This window comes from Burkholderia sp. AU4i (assembly GCF_000466765.1).
GTDB classification, from domain to species: Bacteria; Pseudomonadota; Gammaproteobacteria; order Burkholderiales; family Burkholderiaceae; genus Burkholderia; species Burkholderia cepacia.
In genome coordinates, this window is sequence record NZ_ASSI01000125.1 from 1 (window position 1) to 25,069 (window position 25,069).

At 62.8% G+C, this 25,069-nt stretch carries 24 protein-coding genes; 6 read left to right on the plus strand and 18 right to left on the minus strand.

Annotation, left to right across the window (positions count from 1 at the left end):
- A partial coding sequence (locus L810_RS26650) for an isochorismate synthase (RefSeq protein WP_042976326.1) occupies positions 1–608 on the plus strand: 608 nt, incomplete at its 5' end.
- Positions 609–633: 25 nt separating this feature from the next.
- Here the strand turns inward: L810_RS26650 and L810_RS26655 are convergent.
- Positions 634–1,518, minus strand: coding sequence for a LysR family transcriptional regulator (locus tag L810_RS26655; protein WP_081052663.1), 885 nt, complete (start codon positions 1,516–1,518; stop codon positions 634–636).
- Positions 1,519–1,595: 77 nt separating this feature from the next.
- Between L810_RS26655 and L810_RS26660 the strand changes: the two genes are divergently transcribed.
- The gene (locus L810_RS26660) at positions 1,596–2,897 is read left to right on the plus strand and encodes an aspartate aminotransferase family protein (protein ID WP_021161416.1); all 1,302 of its coding nucleotides are present in this window, start codon (positions 1,596–1,598) and stop codon (positions 2,895–2,897) included.
- An 81-nt stretch (positions 2,898–2,978) separates the two neighbouring features.
- Here L810_RS26660 and L810_RS26665 read toward each other — a convergent pair whose 3' ends face one another.
- Positions 2,979–3,728 (minus strand): SDR family oxidoreductase, encoded by a 750-nt coding sequence (locus L810_RS26665; RefSeq protein WP_021161417.1) that lies wholly within the window; start codon positions 3,726–3,728, stop codon positions 2,979–2,981.
- 48 nt (positions 3,729–3,776) lie between these two features.
- On the opposite strand from L810_RS26665, the gene L810_RS26670 reads away from it, so the two are divergent.
- The 3 genes from L810_RS26670 (at position 3,777) to L810_RS26680 (ending at position 6,159) form a co-directional block, all read left to right on the plus strand.
- Complete coding sequence (locus tag L810_RS26670; RefSeq protein WP_021161418.1) at positions 3,777–4,754, plus strand: AraC family transcriptional regulator; 978 nt, start codon at positions 3,777–3,779, stop codon at positions 4,752–4,754.
- An 89-nt stretch (positions 4,755–4,843) separates the two neighbouring features.
- Positions 4,844–5,707 carry an AraC family transcriptional regulator gene (locus L810_RS26675; protein ID WP_021161419.1) on the plus strand — a complete coding sequence of 288 codons (864 nt, stop codon included), beginning with the start codon at positions 4,844–4,846 and terminating at the stop codon, positions 5,705–5,707.
- A 44-nt stretch (positions 5,708–5,751) separates the two neighbouring features.
- Positions 5,752–6,159 (plus strand): DUF2000 domain-containing protein, encoded by a 408-nt coding sequence (locus L810_RS26680; RefSeq protein ID WP_021161420.1) that lies wholly within the window; start codon positions 5,752–5,754, stop codon positions 6,157–6,159.
- Between the two features lie 27 nt (positions 6,160–6,186).
- Here the strand turns inward: L810_RS26680 and L810_RS26685 are convergent, their stop codons facing one another.
- From L810_RS26685 to L810_RS26715, 7 genes are all read right to left on the minus strand, one after another.
- Positions 6,187–6,537, minus strand: a complete 351-nt coding sequence (locus L810_RS26685; protein ID WP_021161421.1) for a VOC family protein — start codon at positions 6,535–6,537, stop codon at positions 6,187–6,189.
- 66 nt (positions 6,538–6,603) lie between these two features.
- Positions 6,604–6,978 carry a DMT family transporter gene (locus tag L810_RS26690; RefSeq protein ID WP_021161422.1) on the minus strand — a complete coding sequence of 125 codons (375 nt, stop codon included), beginning with the start codon at positions 6,976–6,978 and terminating at the stop codon, positions 6,604–6,606.
- A gap of 147 nt (positions 6,979–7,125) precedes the next feature.
- Positions 7,126–7,827, minus strand: coding sequence for an ABC transporter ATP-binding protein (locus L810_RS26695; protein ID WP_021161423.1), 702 nt, complete (start codon positions 7,825–7,827; stop codon positions 7,126–7,128).
- A complete protein-coding gene (gene livG, locus L810_RS26700) occupies positions 7,827–8,600 on the minus strand; it encodes a high-affinity branched-chain amino acid ABC transporter ATP-binding protein LivG (protein WP_027789672.1) in 774 nt (257 codons plus the stop codon). The genes L810_RS26695 and livG overlap by 1 nt, the downstream gene beginning before the upstream one ends.
- The gene (locus L810_RS26705; protein WP_042976328.1) at positions 8,597–9,868 is read right to left on the minus strand and encodes a high-affinity branched-chain amino acid ABC transporter permease LivM; all 1,272 of its coding nucleotides are present in this window, start codon (positions 9,866–9,868) and stop codon (positions 8,597–8,599) included. The genes livG and L810_RS26705 overlap by 4 nt, the downstream gene beginning before the upstream one ends.
- An 11-nt stretch (positions 9,869–9,879) precedes the next feature.
- A complete protein-coding gene (gene livH / locus L810_RS26710) occupies positions 9,880–10,806 on the minus strand; it encodes a high-affinity branched-chain amino acid ABC transporter permease LivH (protein WP_042976347.1) in 927 nt (308 codons plus the stop codon).
- Positions 10,807–10,990: 184 nt separating this feature from the next.
- Positions 10,991–12,109 carry a branched-chain amino acid ABC transporter substrate-binding protein gene (locus tag L810_RS26715; protein WP_021161425.1) on the minus strand — a complete coding sequence of 373 codons (1,119 nt, stop codon included), beginning with the start codon at positions 12,107–12,109 and terminating at the stop codon, positions 10,991–10,993.
- Positions 12,110–12,920: 811 nt separating this feature from the next.
- Between L810_RS26715 and L810_RS45715 the strand changes: the two genes are divergently transcribed.
- Positions 12,921–13,544, plus strand: a complete 624-nt coding sequence (locus L810_RS45715; RefSeq protein WP_021161426.1) for a hypothetical protein — start codon at positions 12,921–12,923, stop codon at positions 13,542–13,544.
- 86 nt (positions 13,545–13,630) lie between these two features.
- Here L810_RS45715 and L810_RS26720 read toward each other — a convergent pair whose 3' ends face one another.
- The 9 genes from L810_RS26720 to L810_RS26740 form a co-directional block, all read right to left on the minus strand.
- Complete coding sequence (locus L810_RS26720) at positions 13,631–13,849, minus strand: hypothetical protein (protein WP_042976330.1); 219 nt, start codon at positions 13,847–13,849, stop codon at positions 13,631–13,633.
- 475 nt (positions 13,850–14,324) lie between these two features.
- A complete protein-coding gene (locus L810_RS26725) occupies positions 14,325–14,609 on the minus strand; it encodes a hypothetical protein (RefSeq protein WP_042976333.1) in 285 nt (94 codons plus the stop codon).
- A 359-nt stretch (positions 14,610–14,968) separates the two neighbouring features.
- On the minus strand, positions 14,969–15,766 hold the full coding sequence (locus tag L810_RS47525) for a hypothetical protein (RefSeq protein ID WP_155836379.1): 798 nt from the start codon (positions 15,764–15,766) through the stop codon (positions 14,969–14,971).
- A gap of 518 nt (positions 15,767–16,284) precedes the next feature.
- Positions 16,285–16,587 carry a hypothetical protein gene (locus L810_RS47530; protein ID WP_155836381.1) on the minus strand — a complete coding sequence of 101 codons (303 nt, stop codon included), beginning with the start codon at positions 16,585–16,587 and terminating at the stop codon, positions 16,285–16,287.
- Between the two features lie 99 nt (positions 16,588–16,686).
- Positions 16,687–17,301 carry a hypothetical protein gene (locus L810_RS47535; protein WP_155836383.1) on the minus strand — a complete coding sequence of 205 codons (615 nt, stop codon included), beginning with the start codon at positions 17,299–17,301 and terminating at the stop codon, positions 16,687–16,689.
- A 261-nt stretch (positions 17,302–17,562) separates the two neighbouring features.
- Positions 17,563–17,829, minus strand: coding sequence for a MafI family immunity protein (locus tag L810_RS47540; protein ID WP_155638414.1), 267 nt, complete (start codon positions 17,827–17,829; stop codon positions 17,563–17,565).
- Positions 17,830–22,122, minus strand: coding sequence for an RHS repeat-associated core domain-containing protein (locus L810_RS26730; RefSeq protein ID WP_021161428.1), 4,293 nt, complete (start codon positions 22,120–22,122; stop codon positions 17,830–17,832).
- Positions 22,119–22,577 carry a DcrB-related protein gene (locus L810_RS26735; protein ID WP_021161429.1) on the minus strand — a complete coding sequence of 153 codons (459 nt, stop codon included), beginning with the start codon at positions 22,575–22,577 and terminating at the stop codon, positions 22,119–22,121. Before L810_RS26735 ends, L810_RS26730 begins: the two co-directional genes overlap by 4 nt.
- Before the next feature lie 17 nt (positions 22,578–22,594).
- Positions 22,595–24,733, minus strand: coding sequence for a type VI secretion system Vgr family protein (locus L810_RS26740; RefSeq protein ID WP_021161430.1), 2,139 nt, complete (start codon positions 24,731–24,733; stop codon positions 22,595–22,597).
- Between the last annotated feature and the right edge of the window lie 336 nt (positions 24,734–25,069).

Below are 25,069 nucleotides of genomic sequence, written 5' to 3' on the forward strand. Positions count from 1 at the left end.
CCGGGACGATCCGGCGCGGCGCCACGCCCGACGACGATCGCGCACTCGGCGCGGCCCTGATGGCTTCCGCCAAGGAGCGGCTCGAACACGCGCTCGTCGTCGACGCGATCCGCGCCGCGCTCACGCCGCTGTCGCGTGCGCTCGACGTGCCCGCGGAACCGTCGCTGCACCGGCTGCCGAGGCTGCAGCACCTGAGCACGCCGATCCGCGCGACGCTGAACGCGGACGCGACGCTCCTGCAGGTCATCGCGGCGCTGCACCCGACGCCGGCGGTGGCCGGCCATCCGCGCGACGCGGCGCTCGACCACATCCGCGCGCATGAAGGATTCGATCGCGGCTGGTATGCGGCGCCCGTCGGCTGGATCGACGCGCACGGCAACGGCGACTTCATCGTCGCGCTGCGTTCCGCGCTGGTCGACGGCGGGGCCTGCCGGTTGTTCGCGGGCTGCGGCATCGTCGCCGATTCCGAACCGGTCAACGAATATCAGGAGACCGAACTCAAGTTGTCGGGCATGCAGGCGGCGATCCGCGTGCGTGATGTGGGGATGGAGGCGGCATCGGGTGCGCATGACCCGGCACGGGTGTCGGCTTCGTCGACGGTCGAGTGACACCGCGGCGCGGCGGCCGCGCGCATCACAACAGCGGCAGCGTGAGCCGGATATGCTCGGCGAACGCCGCCGTCAGGTGCGACGGCCGCTTGCGATCGAACTTCAGCGTAATGCCCACGGCAGGCAACGGCGGCAGGCGCGGATCGCCGGTGACGATCGCCAGGTCGGCCGGTACCGCCGTCTGCGTCATCACCGCGAACGCCTGCCCCGAACGCACCAGCGCGATCAGCCCCGCGAGACTGCTGCTCGCGTATGCGACACGGTAATGGCGGCCGGCGCGCTCCAGCGCCTCGCAGGCCGCGATGTGGTCGAGCGTGTCGCGATCGGACAACGCGAGCGGCAGCGGATCGAAATGCCCGGGTTCCAGCCCCGGATAGCCGATCCAGACCAGTTGCTCGCGGCGAATGATGTCGTCGTTCGCGCCGTCGTCCGGCAATGAAATCATCGCCAGGTCGACCGCGCGTTTCTCCAGCTGTTCGACGAGACGCGGCGTCGGCCCGCACACGACCTCGACGATCGCCTGCGGATGCTGGCTCGAAAACTGCCGCAGCAGCGACGGCAGCCACACCTGCGCGTAATCGTCCGGGCACCCGAAGCGGATCGTCCCCGACAACCCCGTGCCGCACAGGTCGGCCATCGCCTCGTCGTGCAGCCGCAGGATGCGCTGCGCATGCACGAGCAGCCGCTCGCCCGGATGCGTCAGCACCACGCCGCGCCCGGTGCGCTGGAACAGCGGCTGGTCGACGGCCTCCTCGAGCCGCTTCATCTGCTGGCTGAGCGCGGACTGGGTGCGGCCGACACGCGCGGCCGCGCGGCTGAGCGCCCGCACCTCCGCGATCACGACGAACGAGCGCAGCAGGTCGATTTCAAGCGAAAGCCCCAAGGTATTAGCTCCTTTTCTACCTTGCATAAGAACTATTCGTTTCCATCAAACCAGACACACGCCTAGACTGCAAGCGATCCCTGCCCCTTGCCCGGAGAAGCCCGATGTCCCTGAACGACGACCCGACCTTCTGGCGCAACGCCAGGCAGCACCTGGTCCGCTACGGCGGCACGTTCGAGCCGATGATCATCGAGCGCGCGAAAGGCAGCTTCGTCTACGACGCCGACGGCCGCGCGATCCTCGATTTCACGTCGGGCCAGATGAGCGCGGTGCTCGGCCACAGCCATCCGGAGATCGTCTCCGTGATCGGCGAATACGCGGGCAAGCTCGACCATCTGTTCAGCGGGATGCTGTCGCGGCCGGTCGTCGACCTCGCCACACGCCTCGCCGACATCACGCCCGACGGGCTCGATCGCGCACTGCTGCTCAGCACCGGCGCGGAATCGAACGAAGCGGCGATCCGGATGGCGAAGCTCGTCACCGGCAAGTACGAGATCGTCGGCTTCGCGCAGTCGTGGCACGGGATGACGGGCGCCGCCGCATCGGCCACGTACAGTGCCGGCCGCAAGGGCGTCGGCCCGGCCGCCGTCGGCTCGTTCGCGATCCCGGCACCGTTCACGTACCGGCCGCGCTTCGAGCGCGACGGCACGTACGACTATCTCGCCGAACTCGACTACGCGTTCGACCTGATCGACCGCCAGTCGAGCGGCAACCTCGCCGCGTTCATCGCGGAGCCGATCCTCAGTTCAGGCGGGATCATCGAGCTGCCGGAAGGCTATATGGCGGCGCTCAAGCGCAAGTGCGAGGAACGCGGAATGCTGCTGATCCTCGACGAGGCGCAGACCGGCGTCGGGCGCACCGGCACGATGTTCGCGTGCCAGCGCGACGGCGTGACGCCCGACATCCTGACGCTGTCGAAAACGCTCGGCGCGGGGCTGCCGCTCGCGGCGATCGTGACGTCCGCGGCGATCGAGGAACGCGCGCACGAACTCGGTTACCTGTTCTACACGACGCACGTGTCGGACCCGCTGCCGGCGGCCGTCGGCCTGCGCGTGCTCGACGTGGTGCAGCGCGACGGGCTCGTCGCACGGGCGAACGTGATGGGCGACCGGCTCCGGCGCGGCCTGCTCGACCTGATGGAACGGTTCGACTGCATCGGCGACGTGCGTGGGCGCGGGCTGCTGCTCGGTGTCGAGATCGTCAAGGATCGCCGGACGAAGGAACCGGCGGACGGGCTCGGCGCGAAGATCACGCGCGAATGCATGAACCTCGGGCTCAGCATGAACATCGTGCAGTTGCCCGGCATGGGCGGCGTGTTCCGGATCGCGCCGCCGCTGACCGTCAGCGAGGAGGAGATCGATCTTGGCCTGTCGCTGCTGGGGCAGGCGATCGAACGGGCGTTGTAACGGCGCGCGGTAACGCCCTTCCCCGCATCACGCATTCCGTCGCGCCGGCTCGACCGACCGGCGCGACGAATTTCCGATCGATCAACGCGCCTCGGCCGCCCACGCCTCGGCATCCGCGCCGGCCGGAATGCGCATCGGGCTCGACGGATCGGTCGCCGCCCGCCATACGGCTTCGGCGACGTCCTGAGCATGGGTGATCGGCCCCGATGCATCGAGCATCCGCGCGACGGCCTTCCCGACAAACTCCGCATACGCTTCATGCTCGAAGCCGTGCATGTTCGCGCGCGCGTTGTCGCCGAAGCGCGTGTCGGGCGCCCGGCCCGGCAGCACCAGATGCGCGCGCACGCCGAACGGTTCGAGTTCGACCGCCATCGATTCGGTGTACGCATTGACCGCCGCCTTGCTCGCGCGATACGCGCCGACCAGCGGCAACGCCTTCAGCGTGACGCTCGACGTGACGTTCACGACCACCCCGGCCCCGCGCGCGCGAAACTGCGGCAGCACGGCCTGCGTGAGCGCGATCGTGCCGAGCGTGTTGGTCTCGAATAGCGCACGCACCGTATCGAGCGGCATGAGCTCGGCCGGCGCGGCCGCGCCGAAACCCGCGTTGTTGACGAGCACGTCGATCGGGCCCGCCGCGTCGACCGCGGCACGGATGCTGTCCGCGTTCGTCACGTCGAGCGGCAGCACGCGCAGGTTGGCCGACGGCGGCAGCACGTCCTCGCGCGGCGTGCGCATCGTCGCGACGACTTGCCAGTCGCGAGCCAGGAAATGGCGGGCGATCTCGAGGCCGAAGCCGGAGGAACAGCCGGTGATCAGTACGGTCTTCATGTGAACTCCTGTGATGTGTCATGTGTCGGGCAGGTGTTCGTACGATAGATGGCCGGATCCGTATTCGCTACAATCGAAAATCCGCTTTTCTTTTGCGAGAGTCCGGCGATGATCGACCCGCTGACCGAAGTCGTGACGCTGTTGCAACCGGGCGCGCGGTACTCGAAGTACGTGCGCGGCGCGAGCCCGTGGGCGATCAGCCGCACGGTCGCCGGCGAACCGTTCTACTGCGCGATCCTCGACGGCGGGTGCCGGATCGCGATCGACGGGCACGCACCGATCGAACTGTTGCCCGGCGACTTCATGCTGATTCCGGCGGCCCAAGGCGTCGCGATGTCGAGCCTCGAACCACCGGCACCGGGCGTCGAAACCGCGCCGCCAGTCGCGCTCGACCACGGCGAATACCGGATCGGCGACGCCGCCAACCCGGTCGACACGCGGATGATGGCCGGCAACTGCAGCTTCGGTTCGCCCGATGCATCGCTGCTGGTGTCGCTGCTGCCGCAATTCGTGCACGTGCGCGGCGAACCGCGGTTGACCACGCTCGTGCAACTGGTGCGCGACGAATCGCGTGCGCAGCGGCCGGCCCGCGAGATCGTGCTGGCGCGCCTGCTGGAAGTGCTGCTGATCGAGGCGCTGCGCTTCACGTCCGGCACGAACGCGTCGCCCGGCCTCGTGCGCGGGCTTGCCGACAGCCGCCTCGCAGCCGCGATCCGGCGGATGCACGAACGTCCGGCGCACCCCTGGACGGTCGTCGAGCTGGCAAAGGAAGCCGCGCTGTCGCGCTCGACGTTCTTCGAACGCTTCAGCCGCGCGGTCGGCGTCGCACCGATGGAATACCTGCTGACATGGCGCATGGCGCTCGCGAAGGACCTGCTCCGGCGCAACGAGGGCCGTATCGCGGAGATCGCGGGGCGTGTCGGCTACAGCTCGGCCAGCACGTTCAGCGTCGCGTTCACGCGGCACGTCGGCCGGCCGCCCGCGCAATATGCGCGCGACGAACAGGCGACGACGAACGACGCGTGAATGGCCGGGGCCGGGGCATCCGGCAGCGCGTGAGCGGGCGGCATCGGCGTACACTGCAGGACACGTCACGACGCGGCACGAAACGAGCGATGGAGAGGGACACGGCGACGAACGGCAGCGACACGCGCGACCACTGGCTCGTCGCTCGGCGCGATGCGGACACCGGCATCGAGAGCCTGCATGCGCATTTCAGCGGTCATGCATACGATGCGCACGATCACGACGACATGCTGGTCGGCTTCACCGAACAGGGCGTGCAGCAATTCCAGTGCCACCGGTCGGTGCATACGAGCGTGCCGGGCCGCGCGATCCTGATCGAGCCGGCCGCGCTGCACGATGGCCACGCGCCCGAAGCCGGCGGCTTCACGTACGGAATGCTGTACCTCCCGCAGGCATGGGTCGAGCGAGCGGCACGCCGGCTGGACCTGCCGGGCCTCGGCGGCGTCGAAGCCGCGTTCGGCCACACGCTGGTCGACGATCGCGGCCTCGTCGACACGATCCGGCAGGCGTTCGTCGCGCTCCACGGCAACGAGGGCAAGCTCGCACGCGACCAGGCGCTCGACCGCCTGCTGACGCGGCTCGGCGGCGAATTGCGCGCCCCGCTTGAGAGCAGCGGCCATGCCGTCGCGCCCGCGATTGCCCGCGCGCGCGATCTGCTGCATGCGCGCATGAGCGACGATATCGGCCTCGACGCACTCGTCGATCTCACCGGGATCGACCGGTTCCGGCTGACGCGGCTGTTCCAGCGCGCGTACGGCACGTCGCCGCACGCATACCTGGTGCGCGTGCGGCTACGCGCCGCGCGCCGCCTGCTGGCCGCCGGCCGCACGCCCGCACAGGTCGCGGCCGACGTCGGCTTCGCCGACCAGAGCCACCTCGGCCGCTGGTTCCGCCGCGCATACCGGATCACGCCGGCCGCGTACCGGCAGATGTGCACAAACGTTCCAGACTGATCGCACGCGGCATCCGATCATGTGCGCTTCAACGAGGAGCAATCATGTTCGATACCAAGGTGGCGCTGATCGTGCGCGACGATCTCGCGGCGTGGCAGAAACTCAATGTCGTCGCGTTTCTCGCGACGGGCGTCGCGGCTGAAGCGCCCGAAGCGCTCGGCGAGCCTTACGAGGATGCGGCGGGACGCCGCTACGGCCGCATGCTGGGCCAGCCGATGCTGGTGTTCGCGGCCGATTTGAACGGCCTGCAGGCCGCGCACCGGCAGGCGCTGTCGCGCGAGCTCACGATCGTGCCCTACGTGCACGCGATGTTTTCGACCGGGCACGACGCGGCCAACCGCGAAGTCTTTCGTGCCGGCGATGCCGAGCATCCCGACCTCGTCGGGCTGGCGCTGCGCGGGCCGAAGAAGGCGGTCGACAAGGCCGTGAAGGGGCTGGCATTGCATACGTGAACACCCCGGCCGCCCCCGCATCCCGGATCAACGATGCGCGAGCACGTTGACGAGCTTGCCGAACGGATCGCGCACGTAAAACCGCCGCACGCCCCAAGGCTCGTCAGCCGGGCCGTATTCGACGGGAATCCCCGCCGCATGCACGCGTGCGAGCGCTTCGTCGACGTCGTCGACCTCGATCGACAGATCGGGCGTCGGCGTACCCGCCCCGCCATGCGATGCGAAGCTGATCTGCACGTCCATCTGCTCGGCATTGCCATAGGTTGCGATCCAGCCGTGGTCCATCAGCACGTCGAGGCCGAAGATCCGCTGGTAGAAGCGCTTTGCGTCGTCGACTGATCGTGTGTCGATATTGGCGACGATCCGTTTGACCTTCATCGGATTCCTTCACAGGTCGTGACAGTACCGCGACGCTACACCGGAATCGCGTGCACAACCAGCGCGTCAGCGCCCGGCCGCTTCCATCCTGGCACGCCGGGCCCGGGTGGCCCGCTCGCCTGGCTTGCCGGCCAGCCACACACCGATCGCGACGACGACGATGCCGAGATAGGTCGACACCGCGATGCTGTCGCCGAACATCCACGCGGCCCAGGCCAGCGTCACGGGCGGTTCGAGATAAACGAGGGTCGCCACGCGCGTCGCGGGCATGCGCTTGAGCAGCGCCCACAACGACAGGTAGGCGATGAAAGTCGAGAAAACCGTCAGCCACACGACGGACACCCACACATCCGGCTGACGGACGACGGCAATCGCGCCGCGCTGCAATTTGCGCGACGTGCTGAAAAGCACGTTCAGGATCGGCCAGGGTAGAAAAGGCATCGGCAGGTCGAGGTCGAGGCCGAACCGCTGCCGATGGAGGTGTTTCGCGTCGCCGCCAGTCGTAGCCGGATCAACTACGATCGAAGCCGAATCGGCTACACCATTCGCGTAGACCGCCGGCCCGTTGCAGGCCGGCGGCTTCCTTCATCAACCGCCGAGGTACGCTTGCTTGATCCGGTCGTTCGCGAGCAGGTTCGCGCCCGTATCGGCAAGCACCACACGCCCCGTTTCGAGCACGTAGCCGCGATCGGCCACACCGAGCGCCTTGTTCGCGTTCTGCTCGACGAGGAACACCGTGACGCCCTCGTCGCGGATCGTCCGGATGATGTCGAAGATCTGCGCGATCACGAGCGGCGCGAGGCCGAGCGTCGGTTCGTCGAGCAGCAGCAGGCGCGGCTTGCTCATCAGCGCACGGCCGATCGCCAGCATCTGCTGCTCGCCGCCCGACATCGTGCCGGCCCGCTGCGTCGCGCGCTCCTTCAGGCGCGGAAACAGCTTGAACACGTGCTCGATGCCGTCGTCGATCTCGTGACGGCTCGCGAAGAAGCCGCCCATTTTCAGGTTCTCGAGCACCGTCAGGCTCGGGAACACGCGCCGCCCTTCCGGCGAGATCGCCATCCCCTGCCGCATGATCTGGTGCGTCGACATCGCGGCGATGTCGTTGCCCTCGAACAGCACGCGGCCCGACGATGCGCGCGGCGTGCCGCACACGGTCATCATCAACGTCGTCTTGCCGGCGCCGTTGCTGCCGATCAGCGTGACGATCTCGCCCTTGTTCACCTCGATCGACACGCCCGCGAGCGCCTCGACCGCGCCGTAGTGCGTATGGACCTGTTCCAGCTTCAGCATCACTCTTCCCCCAGATACGCCTTGATCACGCGCGGGTCGTTGCGGACCGCTTCCGGCGTGCCGATCACGATCGGCCGGCCGTGCTCCATCACGAGGATGCGGTCGGACACGCCCATCACGAGGCTCATGTCGTGTTCGATCAGCAGCACCGACACGCCGAACTCGCGGCGCAGCTTGTCGATCAGATGCTGCAGTTCGACCTTCTCCTGCGGGTTGAGGCCGGCCGCCGGCTCGTCGAGCATCAGCAGGCGCGGCTCGGTGATCATGCAGCGCGCAATCTCCAGACGCCGCTGATGCCCGTACGACAGCGTGCCGGCCGGCCGGTTGGCGACCGACGTCAGCCCCATCCGGTCGAGCCACACCGCCGCGCGCTCGAGCGCTTCCTTCTCGGCACGGCGATACGCGGGCGTCGAGAAGAGGCCCGGCAGCAATCCCGCCTTCACCTTGCGGTGCTGCGCGACGAGCAGGTTCTCGACGACGGTCAGCGACTTGAACAGGCGGATGTTCTGGAACGTCCGCACGAGGCCCTTCAACGCGATCTTGTGGCTCGGCAGCCCCGCGATCGCGTGGCCGTCGAGCACGACGTCGCCGCCGGTCGGCTTGTAGAAGCCGCCGACGCAGTTGAACACCGTGGTCTTGCCCGCGCCGTTCGGCCCGATGATCGCGAACACCTCATCACGGCGCACGTCGAAATCGATCCCGTCCACCGCGAGCAACCCGCCGAAGCGCATCTGCAGCCCGGCGACCTTCAACAGTTCTGCATGTGCGCTCATCGCGGCAGCTCCACGTGGGGACGGCTCGCGGGCAGCAGGCCCTGCGGACGCCACATCATCATCAACACCATCACCAGACCGAAGATCAGCATCCGGTACTCGGCAAAGCCGCGCGCGACTTCCGGCAGCACGGTCAGCAGGATCGCCGCGAGAATCACGCCGAGCTGCGAACCCATCCCGCCGAGCACGACGATCGCGAGAATCAGCGCCGATTCGATGAAGGTGAACGATTCAGGATTCACGAGGCCCTGGCGTGCCGCGAAGAACGCGCCGCCGATGCCCGCGAACGCCGCGCCGAGCGTGAACGCCGACAGCTTGATGCGTGTCGGGTTCAGGCCGAGCGAACGGCACGCGATCTCGTCGTCGCGCAGCGCTTCCCACGCACGGCCCATCGGCATGCGGATCAGGCGGCTCGTGACGAACAGCGTGAAGCCGACCAGCACGAGCGCGAGCAGGTACAGGAAGATCACCACGTGGTCGCCGCTGTATTCCAGCCCGATCAGTTCGTGGAACGTCTTCGCGCCTTCGACGCTCGCGCTGCGCGCCATCTCGTAGCCGAACACGGTCGGCTTCGGGATGCCCGAGATGCCGTCCGGGCCGCCCGTGAGGCTCGTCAGGTTGTTCGCGAGCAGGCGGATGATTTCGCCGAAGCCGAGCGTGACGATCGCGAGATAGTCGCCGCGCAGCCGCAGCACCGGGAAGCCGAGCAGGAAGCCGAACGTCGCGGCCGCGATCGCCGCGAGCGGCAGGCACTCCCAGAACGACAGCCCGAAGTACTGGTTCAGCATCGCATACGTATAGCCGCCGACCGCGTAGAACCCGACATAACCGAGATCCAGCAGCCCCGCGAAACCGACCACGATGTTCAGCCCGAGGCCGAGGATCACGTAGATCAGCGCGAGCGTCGCGACGTCCACCGCGCCGCGCGAGCCGAAGAACGGCCACACGAGCCCGACCGCGAGCAGCACCCATACGACCGCGCGCTGCTGCCGCGCGCCCATCGCGGGCATCGCCGGCAGCTTCACCGCCGATTTCGCGCGCACGAGCCACGGCTTGAACAGCTGGAACAGGAACACGGCCGCGACCGCGATCCACACCGGCCGCCAGTGCGGCGTGAGCACCACCTGATAGCCGTCGAGCTTCAGTTGCAGCCCGAGCACCGGAATCGTGAGGATCGCCGTCAGGAACGCGGCGGCCACGGCATTTTTCAGCGCCTGGCCGAACGAAGCGTCGGCGGCCGGGCGGCGAACGGAAATGACTGTACTCATCTGCGTCTCCGTCAAACCTTTTCGATGTCCGACTTGCCGAGCAGGCCGGTCGGGCGGAAGAGCAGGATCAGCACGAGCAGGCCGAACGCAACGACGTCCTTGTACTCGGCCGGCATGTAGCCTGCGGCGAAGGTTTCAGCGAGGCCCAGCAGCACGCCGCCGAGCATCGCGCCCGGGATGCTGCCGATCCCGCCGAGCACCGCGGCGGTGAACGCCTTGATGCCCGCGACGAAGCCGATATACGGGTTCAGCTTGCCGATCGTCAGCCCGATCAGCACGCCGCCGACGGCCGCCAGCATCGCGCCGAGCACGAACGTGAACGAGATCACGCGGTTCGTGTCGATGCCGAGCAGGTTCGCCATCTTCATGTCCTCGGCGCATGCGCGGCAGGCACGGCCCATCCGCGAATGCGAGATGAACAGCGTGAGCGCGATCATCAGCACGACCGTCACGCAGACGATCAGCAGGCGCGCATACGGGATCGTCACGTCGAAGTCGCCGCCGAGATGGATGTCGAACGCGCCGGAGATCAGCACCGGCACGGACACGTCGCGCGCGCCCTGGCCGATCTGCACGTAGTTCTGCAGGAAGATCGACATGCCGATCGCGGAGATCAGCGGCACGAGGCGCGGGCCGCCGCGCAGCGGCCGATACGCGACGCGCTCGACCGCGAAGCCGTACAGCCCGGTGACGATCACCGACACGATCAGTGCGGTGCCGAGCACGAGCGGCAGCGGATAACCGGCGGAGATGCCGATGGCCGTGAGGGTGACGAGGCCCACGTATGCGCCGATCATGTAGATCTCGCCGTGGGCGAAGTTGATCATGCCGATGATGCCGTAGACCATCGAATAGCCGATGGCGATCAGCGCATAGATCGCACCCAACGTCAGGCCGTTGACCAGCTGCTGGGCGAATTGCGGAAAGAAGTCAGTCATGTGCGGGAAGCTCCCGTTGGCGCTGTGTCGCGTACCGCGCCGGATCACGGCATTCGGCCGCGCGCAACGCACGGTGTCGTCTCGGGCCGCCTGCCGGCCGCGCACTGGGGACATGCGCGGCGCGAATGCACACCGGCCCCGTCCGGGTTTCGGACAGGGCGGATGCGTGGGCGGGTACTCCGTATTACTTGGCGGCGGTCTTCGTCGCGTCCTTGTGCCACGTGTACACGACGAACTTGAACGCCTTCAGGTCGCCCTGCGCGTCATACGCGACCTTGCCGATCGGCGTGTCGAACGTCGTCTTGTGCATGTACGCGGCGACCTTGGTCGGGTCGGTCGTCTTCGCACCCGCGATCGCGTCGGCGATGATCTTCACCGCGGCGTACGACGGCATCTGGAACGGGCCGTTCGGATCGCGCTTCTTGTCCGCGAACGCCTTCACGAGCGCCGCGTTGGCCGGATCGGCGGAGAAGTCGGCCGGCAGCGTGACGAGCATGCCTTCCGAGGCCGGGCCGGCGATTGCCGTCACGTCCTTGTTGCCCACGCCTTCAGGCCCCATGAACGTGGCCTTCACGCCCTGCTCGCGCGCCTGGCGCAGCAGCAGGCCCATTTCCGGGTGGTAACCGCCGAAGTAGACGAAATCGACGCCTTGCGACTTCAGCTTCGTGATGATCGCCGAGTAGTCCGAATCGCCGGCGTTGATGCCTTCGAACAGCACGACCGGGATCTTCGCGGCTTCGAGGTCCTTCTTCACCGACGATGCGATGCCCTGGCCGTACGACTGCTTGTCGTGCAGCACCGCGACCTTCTTCGGCTTCACGTTGTTGATGATGAAGTGCGCGGCGGCCGGGCCTTGCTGGTCGTCACGGCCGATCGTGCGGAAGATGAAGTGACGCTTCTTGCCTTCCGTCAGCTGCGGTGCGGTGGCCGACGGCGTGACCATCACGATGCCTTCGTTCTGGTAGATGTCGGAGGCCGGGATCGTCGACCCCGAGCACACGTGGCCGATCACGTACTTGATCTTCTGGCTGACGATCTTGTTGGCGACGGCGACGGCCTGCTTCGGTTCGCATGCGTCGTCCATCATCACCACTTCGAACTTGTTGCCGCCCGCACCGCCTGCTGCGTTGACCTGCTCGATCGCGGTCAGCGCGCCGGCCTTCACCATGTCGCCGTATTGGGCGACCGAGCCGCTCATCGGACCAGCGATGGCGATCTTCACGGTTTCCGCTTGCGCGGTGGCCGCGCCGGCGGCGAACAGCACGGCGGCGACGGAAATGGACGTAAGACGGGACAGCGTCATCTGGGAGCTCCTCGATGTTGTTTAGTCATACGGGCAAAGGCGGCATGACTTGCGCAATCGAACAGCACCCGGGGCGAGGACATGGGACACGCCCGAGACACATAGAAGACGGAACTCCAGCGGAATGTTGCGTAGCGGGGCCCGGCTCTTGCAGTCCCCGAAGGGGACGTCTGGTTCGGAAAGACATCGTGATGCGTCTTGCATTGCGCAAGCGTTTCGCCTGCCCCGCTTGCCAAACCGCTTGATCGGAGGGGTGGTCCGACAGCCGTTGGCAAGGCAGTCGAAATTATATGGGCGTTTTTAAATCGTCTGTCAAAAATGCCGGTCGACCGAGGGAAAACACGTAGAGAGGTTGTGACAGTCGGTAGCAATGACGGCGCAACCTTGGGGGCCGTGGGGTGCTTGGTGGGAGTGCAATCTGGTTGCTATTGGCGGGGGTTTTTCGGCGCTGTGCCTTGTCGGGATTGGGATTGGGTGATAGGCGATTTTTCGTGGGGTGTAGTTGGGCCGTAAAGGGTCGCATCGTCGTTCTTCAATCGACTGATGATTGGTTTGGCGGGCACCATTGCAGTGCGTTGGGTGGAGGCGCTCAAGCCTTCTGTTTGCCGACGATTCTCGATCATTTGAAAGGTGATTGTTATTTATGTGAAATAATACGAATTCGCCTCTGCAATCCAGCCAGCCTTCCTGCGAGACGCGTCCACCGCGCCTCGCAGTCGCTTCAGGGCCACTTCAACGCCCGCCCGTCGCCCAGCCGCCAGCCAGTGATCTGCCGTTTTGTTCATTGCACATCACCTGATTGGGATCGCTCATGAATCATCCGTTTCGCCTTTCCTCCGCCGCCGCGATCGCGTGCGCGCTTTCTGTTTCTACCGCCAATGCGGCCGGTCGCGATACGCTGACCGATCGGTCGGCCGGTGCCAATGTCTTTCGTTCCGAACGGCGCGCCGCCATTCGCGATGATGGACATACGGCACGCATGAACCGCCGCCGCTCGCAGTACGCCGCGCCCGTGGAACGTAGTCCTTTCGATACGCCGGATACGCGGCCGTTGCGTGTAACGGGCGATGCGCTTGTGGCACCGCCGCCTTCGTCGGAACATGAACCCGAGTTGGTGTTGCCCGCGAATCGGGTCGCACTCGGGGCGGGTGGCAGCGAGAGTTTTGGCCGCGCGGTGCCTGGATACGAGCAGCGTGAGCAGAACTGGAATGAATACCTGCGAGCGAATGGCTCACGGCCGGCGGGTAGTGGCGGATCGTATGCGGCGCAGCGGCCGTACGACGCACCGCGCGGGCCGCATGGTGCGCCGAATCCGTTCGATCCGTCCGTGCCGCAGCCGGAGACGCGGACGTTCTATGACAATGGAGCGGGGACGCATTGCACGGCTACCGGCGGTGCGGGGACGTCGCGGTCTTCTTGCAATATCGCTTGGTGATCCGCTCGTCGCGGGTGGCTTAGGTTGCCCTGCCCGGCGCGCTGCGCGAGTTCGCGCAGCGCGACCGCATCTTGCGGCGTTGCCTTTTATAACTGCGTGATGATCAGGCTGCCGGGCTCGATCAGGACTTGTCCTTTGCGGCGCGGGACAAAACACGCGTCGTTGATCAGCCATATTCCACCGATCTTTATGTACGGAAAGAACTTTTCCGGCTTGAGGTCGGTTTTCGGCGTACCCCACATTTCCTGAATCGTGACGAAACGTTCCGTCTTTGGTGGTCGTGCTTTATGATTCGGCTTAGCCATGGGCAACGCCCACTTAGTTGGCCGCGGTTAGCGGGTCGTGAGTGTTGGTAGCACTTGCGGCCTGCGCTCGTTTACTGCGGCGTTTTAGTGGTTCGGAATCCTTCTTTGTTGGTATTCGGTAGATACAGTGCCTTGATAGGGAGTCGGCGCGTGTGGCACATCCATTCACGCGCTCGGCGTGCACGCAATCATCATCAGTTGGACATTGCCTATTAGACCATCACCGACGCGTATTGAGCTGCACGTTAGCCATTGGGTATAGGCACGCGACTTGGTCAGTCCTCGGTTTATTGCGCGCTTCGAAGCCAATGGGGAGCAAATCGACGCAAGCGCGATCCGTCCCTGACACGACTGATCAGAACGTGACGATTTGAAACGGTTCGGCCTTGGCCACGCGCCACGTATAGCCGCTACCGGTACGGCGGTGAGCCTGCGCTTCCCCTAACGCGAACGCGCATAGCGGTTGCCGTGGTCGTTACGATGGCATCCGCATTAGACATTCGCGCAGGCGCTTAATCAACTCCGGGTTGTCAGTGCAATCGATAGGGCGGATGTTGTCGAGTGCCGGGACGTTCAAACTTATCCACTTCTGCGCCGACTTCGGGCCGGCAACCCAGTAGATCGTGTAAGCAAGATCAAGGTGCCCATTTAGAGCCTTGGCGAGATCTCGGACCTCCGGCAAATCCTTGTATTTCGCGAAAAGATCGGAGAATTTTTTCCAGACATCGTCACCAGCGTAGTACTGTTCGAGCTGATTCAACAGAGCACCCCCAAAAAGAAGCTAGATCGCCATCCTCATGATCATGCGCCAACGGCACGAGCACTACACCGTCACAATTCTGGCTGACTCAGCCTCCCGTATGTGAGTGCATGTGTAGTTGCTCTCGATGTCTTGGACCTCGGCAGATACCAGTCGTCCACCCGTACCGCAGCGATAAGAAAGCTCCATACTCGGTGTGCCAGTCGCCGCGCGGTACGGAATCTTCTTCGGCAACAGCGCGCAAGTATTGCGGTAAACAGTCGGCCGCTGTAGCGCGTGTAGTCGTCCACCGCATCCTTCGGGCGTGTGATTCGGAATCGGTCGAATCGCTTACGATCCGCGCCAATCAGGAAACGCGCTCACGGTAGCTTTCGCACCGGCTTATTCGTGGACGCTTTTTGCCAGGCGAGCAATATTCCCGCCTCTCCGCAAGCGTTGTTGACTTCGGGCAAAGCAGTCGCATCGATCGACCAAATCCACATGCCATTTGAAATGCTTTCCAACGATCCTCGAGAAGAATCAGATCCGATCCATTCTTTCAATGAAAGATCGTTGACGCGAATCTCCAGATGTTCTTCATTGAGAACATTCAGGGGATAAACCATCCTGAGTTTTACTCCTTCGTAGCTCGCCGACCCTGGCGACCTATTAGGAAGCTCCCCGGTGAAAAGAGATGTATTTTCAAAAGGAAAAATTCCAACCAGATTAACACCAGTCGAATATTTGAACGCAATCGAAGAATTTTCCGCATCGTAAGCGATCGCGTATTTAAATCTCACATTAATGGCCGCATGCTTTATAAATTTCACTATTTCTTCACTCACCTCGCCAATTGACCTCCCTATCTGGACATCAACAAATGATAGCCCCTCAAATTCCGGAGCGTTGTGGCCAAATGAAATAACTGGGACGCCACCATTTTCCTCGTCGTTATATACCTGAAATTCAACGACCTCCCCAGCTGCAATCCTGCCCCTTAATTCAGCGATAGACGTTTCACGATCATCAGCAAATCTCTCTCCGTTCCGGACAACGAATTCCAGAAAAACCGCCTTAGTTGCTTCTCCACCAAATTGACGAAACAGGCTTTCAGCCAATGACAGAGCGGACTCGACCTGAGTCGGATCGGTTCCATAAATTACGATTCCAGCGCTCATCTCTTCTCAGACTCCTGATATTGAGGCGAGAACAATTCCGTTCGCGTCTTAGTTGGAAAATTCCGGCTCTTGAAGCTCCGGCGCATCTGGCCCAGTAGATCCGAGGAAGAATCGAATCCGAATTAGCTGTCGCACTTCCCCGCTACGGTTTGTCTTTCGCGCATCTCCAAGGATCATCTCGAAGAGACATCGCTTTCCGGCGCACCGTGCGGCGAGTTCGTTCCTCTCGAATTTGCCCACCACCTGCAAGTAGGCCCTTGCGCCAAAGGCAACGTCTGGAAGCGTATCAAGATTGAGGTAATTTGTATGCAGCACTGCCCGTGATCTACGTTTCGGGCTCGTCATTGACTCATACCTTCATCGTACGACCTAGATCGAACCAATATTTGGCCATGGGAAATCAGTGGATCAACAGTCTGCATGCTAGCTGCTTGAGTATTCGACGGATGCTCTCCGAGAGTTTAATTTCAAGCCGCATGAAATCTCAATGCACCTCCGTCACTGTCTTCAAACGTAACCTACTGGCTGCCTATGGCGGCATTCCAAGCCCGCTCAAAATCTTCTTGTTTAATTTCGTCTTTTAACGAAAGATTAAGATCACCCCTCACTCCATCAAAGAGCAAAAATCCTATATCAGGATTCCAATCCTGTAAGGATGAAGACGCGTAGACCTTTCCACTATCAGGACAGCTGATCTGACGTGCCGCAACACCATTGACAAATTCCGTAAAAATCTCTCCGAAACCACACGGAAACTCCGTCCTAGAGCGAAAATACTCTCTTTTCACGAATAGATCGATCCGCTTATCTTCATTCGACACGAAATGTCAACCGTTAAAAAATCATCAAAACCCACACGAACTCGAAAAATAAGGAAAGCAACGCTGCCTCGCTCGATTCCAGGTCGCTCATGCATATAATTACCTACAATATTCTTTTATAACACCATCATCAAACGACTTACTTCCTGACACCCTACTTCCCAATAAATAATCAACATCCAGCCCACCCAATTCGACACCATTTCTTTTCGCCGCAAAAACAATGGTCAAAAGTGGATAGGAATAATAGTTTGGATTTTCCATTACATCCCAAATCAATCGAGCCCCAACCTCCATCGCATTTATGACCCTAGGCAAATAAATACCTGTCACTTTTTCGCACATCCATCGACACGTCGATTCGACTTCCATCTCGTTCTGCGGCAAGTCAACTGCACCACCGGGATTCGGAGAGAAAGATTTTACTCTCTCCATGGATGTATTCATCGCAAGCACCAACCCCGTAGGTATCCTCGGCTTATACGGGGGATTATTTTTTTTAAAAAAATCCTGAAGATCAGGCGAATCGGCAGCGGCGGAAAGAATGTAGCCATTTGCATTCTTCAGGAATCTGAATCCAATTCGCCCGTTACCCCCACCTTCTCGACCGACAAGAATTTCCCCCTTTGACACCTTAGCACCACTCTCAGTGACCTTTTCCTTGAGAACTTCCTGCAATCTTTTTTCAAAAATCTTCCTTAACTCCGCACTCACCTTGCACACCTCAGAATTTCAGCCATCGAATGGTGCATCGTACGAAATATCACGCCCCCAGGCACCTCACCTATATCTACATTGCCAGCTTCGGTCCAAATTTCCCAGATTTTCCCCGCTGACGACCTAATTACCGCACAACCAATTCCGGCGACCGTATCGATGCCATCCATTCTTTTTGCATCGAACTGTTCCAAATCTTGTAGCAGCCCGCAAGATCAATTTATTCAATGCTCACACTCAGATCCCAGCTACCTGTTGTCATTGATCGCCAGGAATTAAGCTCTTCAAATAGGAAAGAATTTTCCTCCCGAGAGGAGACCCTAAATTCCCATTCAACAATATGATCTCGCCATACTCATCCATCGAAACACCAACATCATGTTCGCAAATATAATTACACAGTGTATCCAGAGCCAAGGGCGCCTCATTGAAATCGATATATCCTAACGCAAATCTTATTTCATTTTCGGAAAGACGGCCATTAAACCCCTCTCCAAGCACCCTCAATCTCTCCAAATCTTCCATTTATTTCGCCTCCGGTAAAATCGGAATAGGTTCATTGTCCGGGAATGCTGTCACGATTCGGCCAACAGCAGGCTGATAAACAGTGCGAATTCGCACACCATCTCTCACTTCCCAAGACACCCACGTGGCCGGCTCTCCCGCCTTAGTTAGAGCCCCGCCGGTTCCTGTCTGGGCGTACCATTTGGTGTTCGGAGAATTAACAACGCCGTCAACCTCAGAAATAATCTTTGTTGCATCCCACGATTCTGGAAATACGGTTTTCCCGGGATTACCGGGCCACATATGCCCGCCACTCGTAGGACTATCACCATAGAGGATATGTTTACGTGCTTTTGGATCACATCCAAACAATCCAAGTGGATCAATCCAGCTTATCGGATTGCCATTGGCATATTGATATAGATTAACCCCACCTGCCAGACCGATCGGGTCCGGACTAATATAACGTCCAACGTCAGGATCGTAGTATCGGAACAGGTTGTAATGTAGCCCCGTCTCTCGATCTAGATATTGCCCCTGGAAACGCAGGTTCTGCGGCCGCGGCACGGAACTCGGTCCAGATGCGGTCCCCTGCACTTCACCCCATGCCGGAATTGGCCGCTGTGACTCCCGCACGATCCAATCCTCCCGGACCGCGCTCCCCCACATCTTGTAGCGAGCCTGCCAGGTCAGTTCGCCATCGGCATTGGTCAGTTCCTCCGGCAACCCCGACACATCGTTGTGGAAATAGTAGACCGCATCCCTCGCATCAGCATCGTTAGCCGCCGGCTTGCCCTGATCAATCCGCGCAAGCGGCACATAGCTATCAGCCTCATACAAATACGTCAGCGCTTCCTCACCCTGACGGTCGTGATACGTCTCCTGCACGAGCCGCATACCGTCCCACAGGAAATCCGTACTCGCGTAACTGCCGTTGAGCTTCCGAATCCGCCGACCAAACGCGTCGTATTCAAAATGCGTCGTCGAGATCCCAAGCCGATCCTTCGTCACGACGGTCTTCAACTGGTTCCAGTCGTCGTATTCAAGCGCCAGCTCTTTAGCAGGCCCATGACCACTCACCTTGCGAACCAGCCGACCATAAACGTCATACTCGAAGCGCTTGTCCTCGAACATCTTGAGCCGGTTGTGCTCGACGTAGCCACCCGGGTGATCACTCGACACCAAGTTAGCCGCCGCATCCCAGCGAAACACCTCCGACGGCAATCCCGGCCCCGCCGCCTGTTCAATGCGCCCCGTCGGGTCATACCGGTAGTTCGTCGTCCCATAACGCTGATCGCGCTTCTGGATCACGTCGCCCGCTGCATCGTATTGCCACTGCTTCGCAAGCAGGTCATCAGCCGCATGGCCCCGCTGCGCAGCGTGCCGTGCGCGACGGCCTACCGCGTCGTATCCGAAACGACTGGTCAGCTTGCCCTGCGTTCGCAGCACCTCGCGATGCAGATCATCGCGTTCCATGTCGGCGACCGCAGCACCGTCAACACGAATCTGGTGCACATGTCCCGACCCGTAATGCAGCCAGTCGATCGTGCGCTCACCGGAGATCGTGGTGCTGACGCGATTGCCGAGTTCATCATAGGTATGCGCGAGCCAGCCGGTCGGTGTGTATTCCTCGACGACCTCACCGCGAGCGCCGTATTTCAAGCTGACCCGATTCTTCAGCGACGGGCCGCGAGCAGCCAGCGTGTACAACTCGGCGGATGTGATTCGGCTCGCCTTGTCGTACAGATATTCACACCGCTCATGCGCGGCTTGCTTCGCCGTCAGTCGACCGATCGCGTCGCGCTCGTATCGCGTCTCGATCTGTCCATCCCGGACACTCGTGCCTTGGCCGCACACGTCATATTCGTACGTACGCTTGTGACCATCGAGGCCGATCTGCGCAGAAACCAGATCGCGACGGTCATACTGGAAGCGATACGTCTCGCGATTCTCGTTGGTCAAACTCGCGAGCCGGAACGCATCGTCGTACCCGAATCGCACGACACGATCAGCCGCATCCGTGCGTGATACCAGCAATCCCCGCGGATCAAGTTCATAACGCGTGCTGCGCTGATTCGCATCAACGACCTCGACGAGCCGCCCGGCCGCATCGTATCGAAACATCTGGCGCGCACCGTCGGCCGTCCCGATCCCCGTGACACGCCCCATCGCATCCGTTTCATAGACGGTGGACTGGCCCATCGCGTCGGTCACGCGCGCAAGCGTACCCCGCGCATCGTATGCAAACCGCGTGATCTTCCCGGAACAATCCGTGTACGAGGTCAACTGCGCGCGGCCGTTCCATTCGAGGAACTTGTAACCACCGCGCGCATCGCGGATCGTGTGTACCAACCCGCGTTCATCCCGGTGATACTCGGTCGCGAAGCCCGCCGGATCGCGCGTCATCGTCAGGTTGCCGCGATCGTCGTAGCGATAGATCCAGCGCGAATTGGCCGGATCGGTTTCCGCGACGGGCAGATCGTAGTGCCCGTTCCACTCCGTGCGCTCGACCTGGCCCAGTGCATCGATGCGCTGCGTCTGCCGCCCGCGCTCGTCATATTCGAAGCGGGTCGTGTTCCCTGCCGGATCGGTCGTACTGACCAACTGCCGCATCGCGTTCCATTCGAGGTGCCACACGTGACCTTCGGCATCCGTATGACTCGTCGGCTGCTGATCCTCGTTCCACGTCCACTGCGTCACGCGGCCGATCTGGTCGGTAATCGTCACCGTGCGCCCGGCGAGGTCCGCATTGAACGTGTACGCTTCGCCGTCGTTGGTCCAGTGGCGCACGACACGCGCATCGCGCCCAACCCCCTCCCACGCATAGAAACACTGCAAGCCGCCGCGCAACGTGTGCTGAACCATCAGTCCACGCTCGTACGCGAAACGTCGCGCGATATAGCCGCTGCGGTCGGTAACGGCAACCAGTTCGCCGGCATCGTTGTACGCGTAACGCACCAGCGTATCGGGTTGCTCACCGTCCACACCACGGGTCAGCTCGATCGCGGCAATGCGCCGGGCGTGCGACTTGTCGTAGGCGAACGCCAATACGCGACCAGCGCTGTCATGCAGCCGTGCCGGCCGCACGAACTCACCGGCCACTTCCTGCTCCACCTCGATCCAGTTACCGTTGCGATCCTCGAGACGCCACAGCTTGAGCGTTTCGTTATCCGCATCGCTCCGGGCACGACCGAAATCGCGATACACACCATCGACCGTCTCGACCACATAGTGGCCACCCTCGGTGCAGATCAGGTAAATGCCTTCAGGCACGCTGAAGTGACTCTCACCCGGCGACACGGCCGGGAACACGATATCGCGCCCCTGCTCGTCCCAGTAAGTGATCGACTGAACCTCGCCGTGTTCACGCGCGAGCCGCAGTTCGACGCTGATCGGCACGCTCCATCCCGTCCCGAACAGGCTGTCGGCACGATCATCGAGGCTGCTATAGAAACGCTGCCACACGATCGGCAACGGCCCGGGCAGTACGAAGTCGGTATCGTCCGTGCCGTCGAGAATCTTGCTGCCGGTAATGACGTTGACCGGATGCCCTGCCGACGGCCGCGCCAGGCTCCCCAGCCAGGTACCGAACGCACCCGCCGCAAAATTCACCGCAAGACACGGCACCTTGCTCTTCAGGAACTGCCCCCAGCTCATCTTCCCGCGCCCGCAAACTGCGAGCGCAATACCCAGCGCCGCCCCCAGCCATCCGAGCCGGGTAGCCGACTTCACGTCCCTCACCCGCTGCGTGCCGCCGCCGATGAAAACGTTGTCCGAACCTTCGGCAATCGTCCCGTCGCACGTGGTCTTGTCCCCGACCCGCGCGGCCGGTTGATCGTTGATGTAAACACTCCCCGACCCATCGGCAATCATCTGCGGCCCGGGATGATCGGTACACGCAACGGTATCGAGATCGCCCGGCTTCGCCGCCCGCGCCGCCTTCTTGTTGTTGACGTAAACGTTCCCCGATCCGCTTGCGATCTTGCCCTTGATCTCGGGCGGCACCATCGAATTGGCCAGCGCCTTCGCGCCGTCGTCGATGGCCTCGTTCATCCCGCTCGCTTCCATCAGCGCGCCCGAGCCAACGGCCACGCCGACGCCAATCGCAATCACGAGCGGCGTCGCCAGCCCGGCCGTGCCGATCTCGAGCGCGGCGAGGCCGGCGAATATCAGCCCCTCCATCGCCTCTGCCACCAATGCCCCGACGATGGCGCCGCCGACCACCGATCCGACCGTACCGACCAGTTCACCCAGAAACGACGTGTGCTGGATCGGATCTTCGAAGCGAGCGGCCGCGAAGTTTTCCGCGCTCACGACGCGTCACCCGGCCCGAGCAGGGTCGGTCGCGCCGCGCGCGGCTGGAAACTGGCCAGCATGCGGTCGGCGATCGCCTGCTGTTCTTCGGTCAGCGGTGCCGCGCTGGTCAGCGTCATCACCAGCACGCGGCCGGCGTCGTCCGACGGAAACATGGTCTGCACCTGATGCCAGAGCCGGCCGTCCCGTTCGTGCGTGGAGTCGATCTGGATACCCGCACGACCCGCCACCGTCACGGGCCGGCGCGCTTTCTCGGTCAGCATCCTGGCATCGCGCGACGCCACTTCCCATTCGCGCGCGACGAACGCGTCGAGATTCTCCCCGTCACGCAAGCGCCCGCGAGCGATCACGAGATTGAGGCCGCCGGGGCCGGCGTTCATCATCAGGATGTTGACCGTACGATCAAGCGCCGCGTCCGGCAGTTCGAAGGTGCCTTCGTGAATTGCGTAGTGCATGGCTGGTTTCGTTCGTTTTATTTGTTGAGATCGATGCGCTTGCCGTTGACCATCACGCCGTCGTCGGTCATCAGGATCACGGAGCCCTTGTGTTCGAGGCGAATGCCTTCCGGCGCGAGCGAGATCGAGCTGTCCATCACCTTCAGCAGGATGCCTCGCTCTGCCATGTAAACCTGCGTGCCGCCGCCCCCGTCCTTGGCCGGCGTCGTCACCTCGACGGTGGTCGCGGTCGTGCTGCGCTTCTCGGCGATCGTCTCGGTCAGGTTGCCCTGCGGAATCTGCTTCTCTTCGCTGCCGGTGGCCACCAGCACGGTACGCATCGGCCCCAGCACCTTGTGCGTCTCGTTGTTCTCGACGACGGTGTTCATGTCCTTCTGCGCGTGCATGAAGAACTCCTGCATGCCGTTCGTGTCGGTCATGCGGATCTCGTTCGACCCCTGCCCCTTGTGCGTCTGGCTCTTGATCCCCATCGTCTGGCCGGCCGCGCCGTGATACGGGTTGCCTTGCTCGCCGTTGAACACGCGGCCGACGATCACCGGGTTATCAGGATCGCCCTGGTTGAACGCGACGAGCACTTCCTGCTTGATCCGCGGAATCGCGGCCGCACCCCAGCCGTCGCCGGCCCACGGTTGCGACACGCGCACCCACATCGAATCGGAGCCGTCCTTCTTGCCGCGCCGGTCCCACGGAAAATGCACTTTCACCGCGCTGCCGTTGGTATAGATTTCCTCGCCCTTCGGCCCGACGACGATCGCCGACTGCGTGCCGTGAATCACCGGCTTCGGCGTGCTGCGCGGCGCGCGATACGGCACCTTCTTCGGCAGCAGCGCAAAGCTGTTGCGGTACGGCAGCTTCGCGCTGTGCTGCGTGTAGTCGTTCACCGCCTCGTGACGCACGTGCAGGATCACGTATTCCTGGTTGTTCTCGAGCACCGGGTGATTCGCCACGGTGACCGCGCCCGCCGTGGTCATGCGCCACGCGTAGCCGCCGCCGGTATAGCGGTGGGCCTGCGCCTCCTCGGCCTCCATCGCAAAGCGGGCGTAGCGGTTGCCGTCGTCGCCGTGGTCGTACAGCGACTGGTGCTCGAACCGCTCGGTCGCGTCGAGCCGCGCATGCTTGAGGTTCTGCGGCCCGGCTTCCACCAGCATCAGCGGCGACGACGGGTTCTGGTGATTGAAGTCGCGGAACGTGACCTTGCCGACGCCGAAGCGCCGGCCTTCGTGCAACTGGTCGATCCCGCTGTCCTCACTCGCCTCGGTGGCCGCGAACGGCACCGTGGCGAGCCCGTCGATCGGGCGGAACAGCAGGTTCGAATCGCCGATTACCAGGATGTGCTTGTCCTTCTCGTAGCGATGCGTCCAGACGAGCCCCTCCTGCTCCATCAGCCGCGCGCAGAAGTTGTAGTAGCTCTCCTGGTACATCACGACATACTCGAGCGGCTTCTGGCTCGTCCGGATGTCGAACACGAAGTCGGAAAACCCGTGCTCCTGGAAGATCTCGGTGAGGATGTCCTGCGCGGTCTTGTTCTGGAAGATCCGGCAGTCGGTCGAGCGCGTCAGGAACCAGAACCACGGCACCGCCGTCAGGTGATACTGCGTGACGTTCCCGGGGTTGCCCGCGCGGTCGAACGATGCCACGTAGCCGTCGAAATAACGGTCGTTGTCGCCGGTACCCGATGCGACGACACGCTCGAGCGTCGACAGGCGCGCCTGCTGGTCGAAGCGGATCTTGACCTGCTGGCCGATCAGGTCTTCCGGGCGAAGGTCGTGGCGATGGGACAGCAGGTCGAGGTGGATCTCGGGCAACCGGTTCACGTGCTCGTCGACGACGGCGGCGCTGACCAGCAGCACATCCGGGCCGAGCGGCGTATCGAGCGTCACGTAGCGGTTGAGCTGGGTCAGGCGCGCGGGGTTGGCGGCACCGTTGATCGCCTCGGCGATCGCGCCGGGCGTCTTGTCCATCAGCGAGAAGCCGGTCTGCGCGAGCTGCATCGCGCGCTGGACGGTGTCGACGTGGCCGGCCAGCCCCGCGAGCGGCCCGAGGCTGCCGGCGACACTCGACGCAACCGGGCCGGCCAGGCCGCCGAGCGCGCTCAACGAGCCCAGCCCGCCGCCGCCCAAACCATTGGGAATACCCCCGTTCGGAGCGAAACTCATTCTTGTTCCTTGCGTATGATCTCAGGTTCCGTAGGCCGGCTGGCCGGCCCGAAGCCCCGATAATGTAGGACAAATTCCGACAGCGCGGAAGCCACTCGCAAACGTTTACGCTCGCGCCCCGAAAACCGGTAAACCAGGCTGACAGCGGGATTCCGGGGCAGGATCGCCCTCGGCGCCCCCATGGTGAGGAAGTACTCAAGGAGCCGGTGGGGCGATTTCGTCCGGGCACGTGAAAGCCCCGGGCTCGAATGCGTCGAGCAACGCCATCCGGGCGTCGAAGACTGCTTCACCCGGTAATGCGCCACGTCAGCATGTCAGGGGCATGACGATCGGCTG

Coding starts and splice junctions, on each gene's coding strand:
- L810_RS47525 (WP_155836379.1), bottom strand. CDS start 15,766: ATGAGCGCTGGAATCGTAATTTATGGAACCGATCCGACTCAGGTCGAG.
- L810_RS26680 (WP_021161420.1), top strand. CDS start 5,752: ATGTTCGATACCAAGGTGGCGCTGATCGTGCGCGACGATCTCGCGGCG.
- L810_RS26715 (WP_021161425.1), bottom strand. CDS start 12,109: ATGACGCTGTCCCGTCTTACGTCCATTTCCGTCGCCGCCGTGCTGTTC.
- L810_RS26705 (WP_042976328.1), bottom strand. CDS start 9,868: ATGAGTACAGTCATTTCCGTTCGCCGCCCGGCCGCCGACGCTTCGTTC.
- L810_RS26695 (WP_021161423.1), bottom strand. CDS start 7,827: ATGCTGAAGCTGGAACAGGTCCATACGCACTACGGCGCGGTCGAGGCG.
- L810_RS26655 (WP_081052663.1), bottom strand. CDS start 1,518: ATGCAAGGTAGAAAAGGAGCTAATACCTTGGGGCTTTCGCTTGAAATC.
- L810_RS47540 (WP_155638414.1), bottom strand. CDS start 17,829: ATGGAAGATTTGGAGAGATTGAGGGTGCTTGGAGAGGGGTTTAATGGC.
- L810_RS45715 (WP_021161426.1), top strand. CDS start 12,921: ATGAATCATCCGTTTCGCCTTTCCTCCGCCGCCGCGATCGCGTGCGCG.
- livG (WP_027789672.1), bottom strand. CDS start 8,600: ATGAGCGCACATGCAGAACTGTTGAAGGTCGCCGGGCTGCAGATGCGC.
- L810_RS26720 (WP_042976330.1), bottom strand. CDS start 13,849: ATGGCTAAGCCGAATCATAAAGCACGACCACCAAAGACGGAACGTTTC.
- L810_RS26690 (WP_021161422.1), bottom strand. CDS start 6,978: ATGCCTTTTCTACCCTGGCCGATCCTGAACGTGCTTTTCAGCACGTCG.
- L810_RS26740 (WP_021161430.1), bottom strand. CDS start 24,733: ATGAGTTTCGCTCCGAACGGGGGTATTCCCAATGGTTTGGGCGGCGGC.
- L810_RS26685 (WP_021161421.1), bottom strand. CDS start 6,537: ATGAAGGTCAAACGGATCGTCGCCAATATCGACACACGATCAGTCGAC.
- L810_RS26675 (WP_021161419.1), top strand. CDS start 4,844: ATGGAGAGGGACACGGCGACGAACGGCAGCGACACGCGCGACCACTGG.
- L810_RS26735 (WP_021161429.1), bottom strand. CDS start 22,577: ATGCACTACGCAATTCACGAAGGCACCTTCGAACTGCCGGACGCGGCG.
- L810_RS26660 (WP_021161416.1), top strand. CDS start 1,596: ATGTCCCTGAACGACGACCCGACCTTCTGGCGCAACGCCAGGCAGCAC.
- L810_RS26665 (WP_021161417.1), bottom strand. CDS start 3,728: ATGAAGACCGTACTGATCACCGGCTGTTCCTCCGGCTTCGGCCTCGAG.
- livH (WP_042976347.1), bottom strand. CDS start 10,806: ATGACTGACTTCTTTCCGCAATTCGCCCAGCAGCTGGTCAACGGCCTG.
- L810_RS26670 (WP_021161418.1), top strand. CDS start 3,777: ATGGCCGGATCCGTATTCGCTACAATCGAAAATCCGCTTTTCTTTTGC.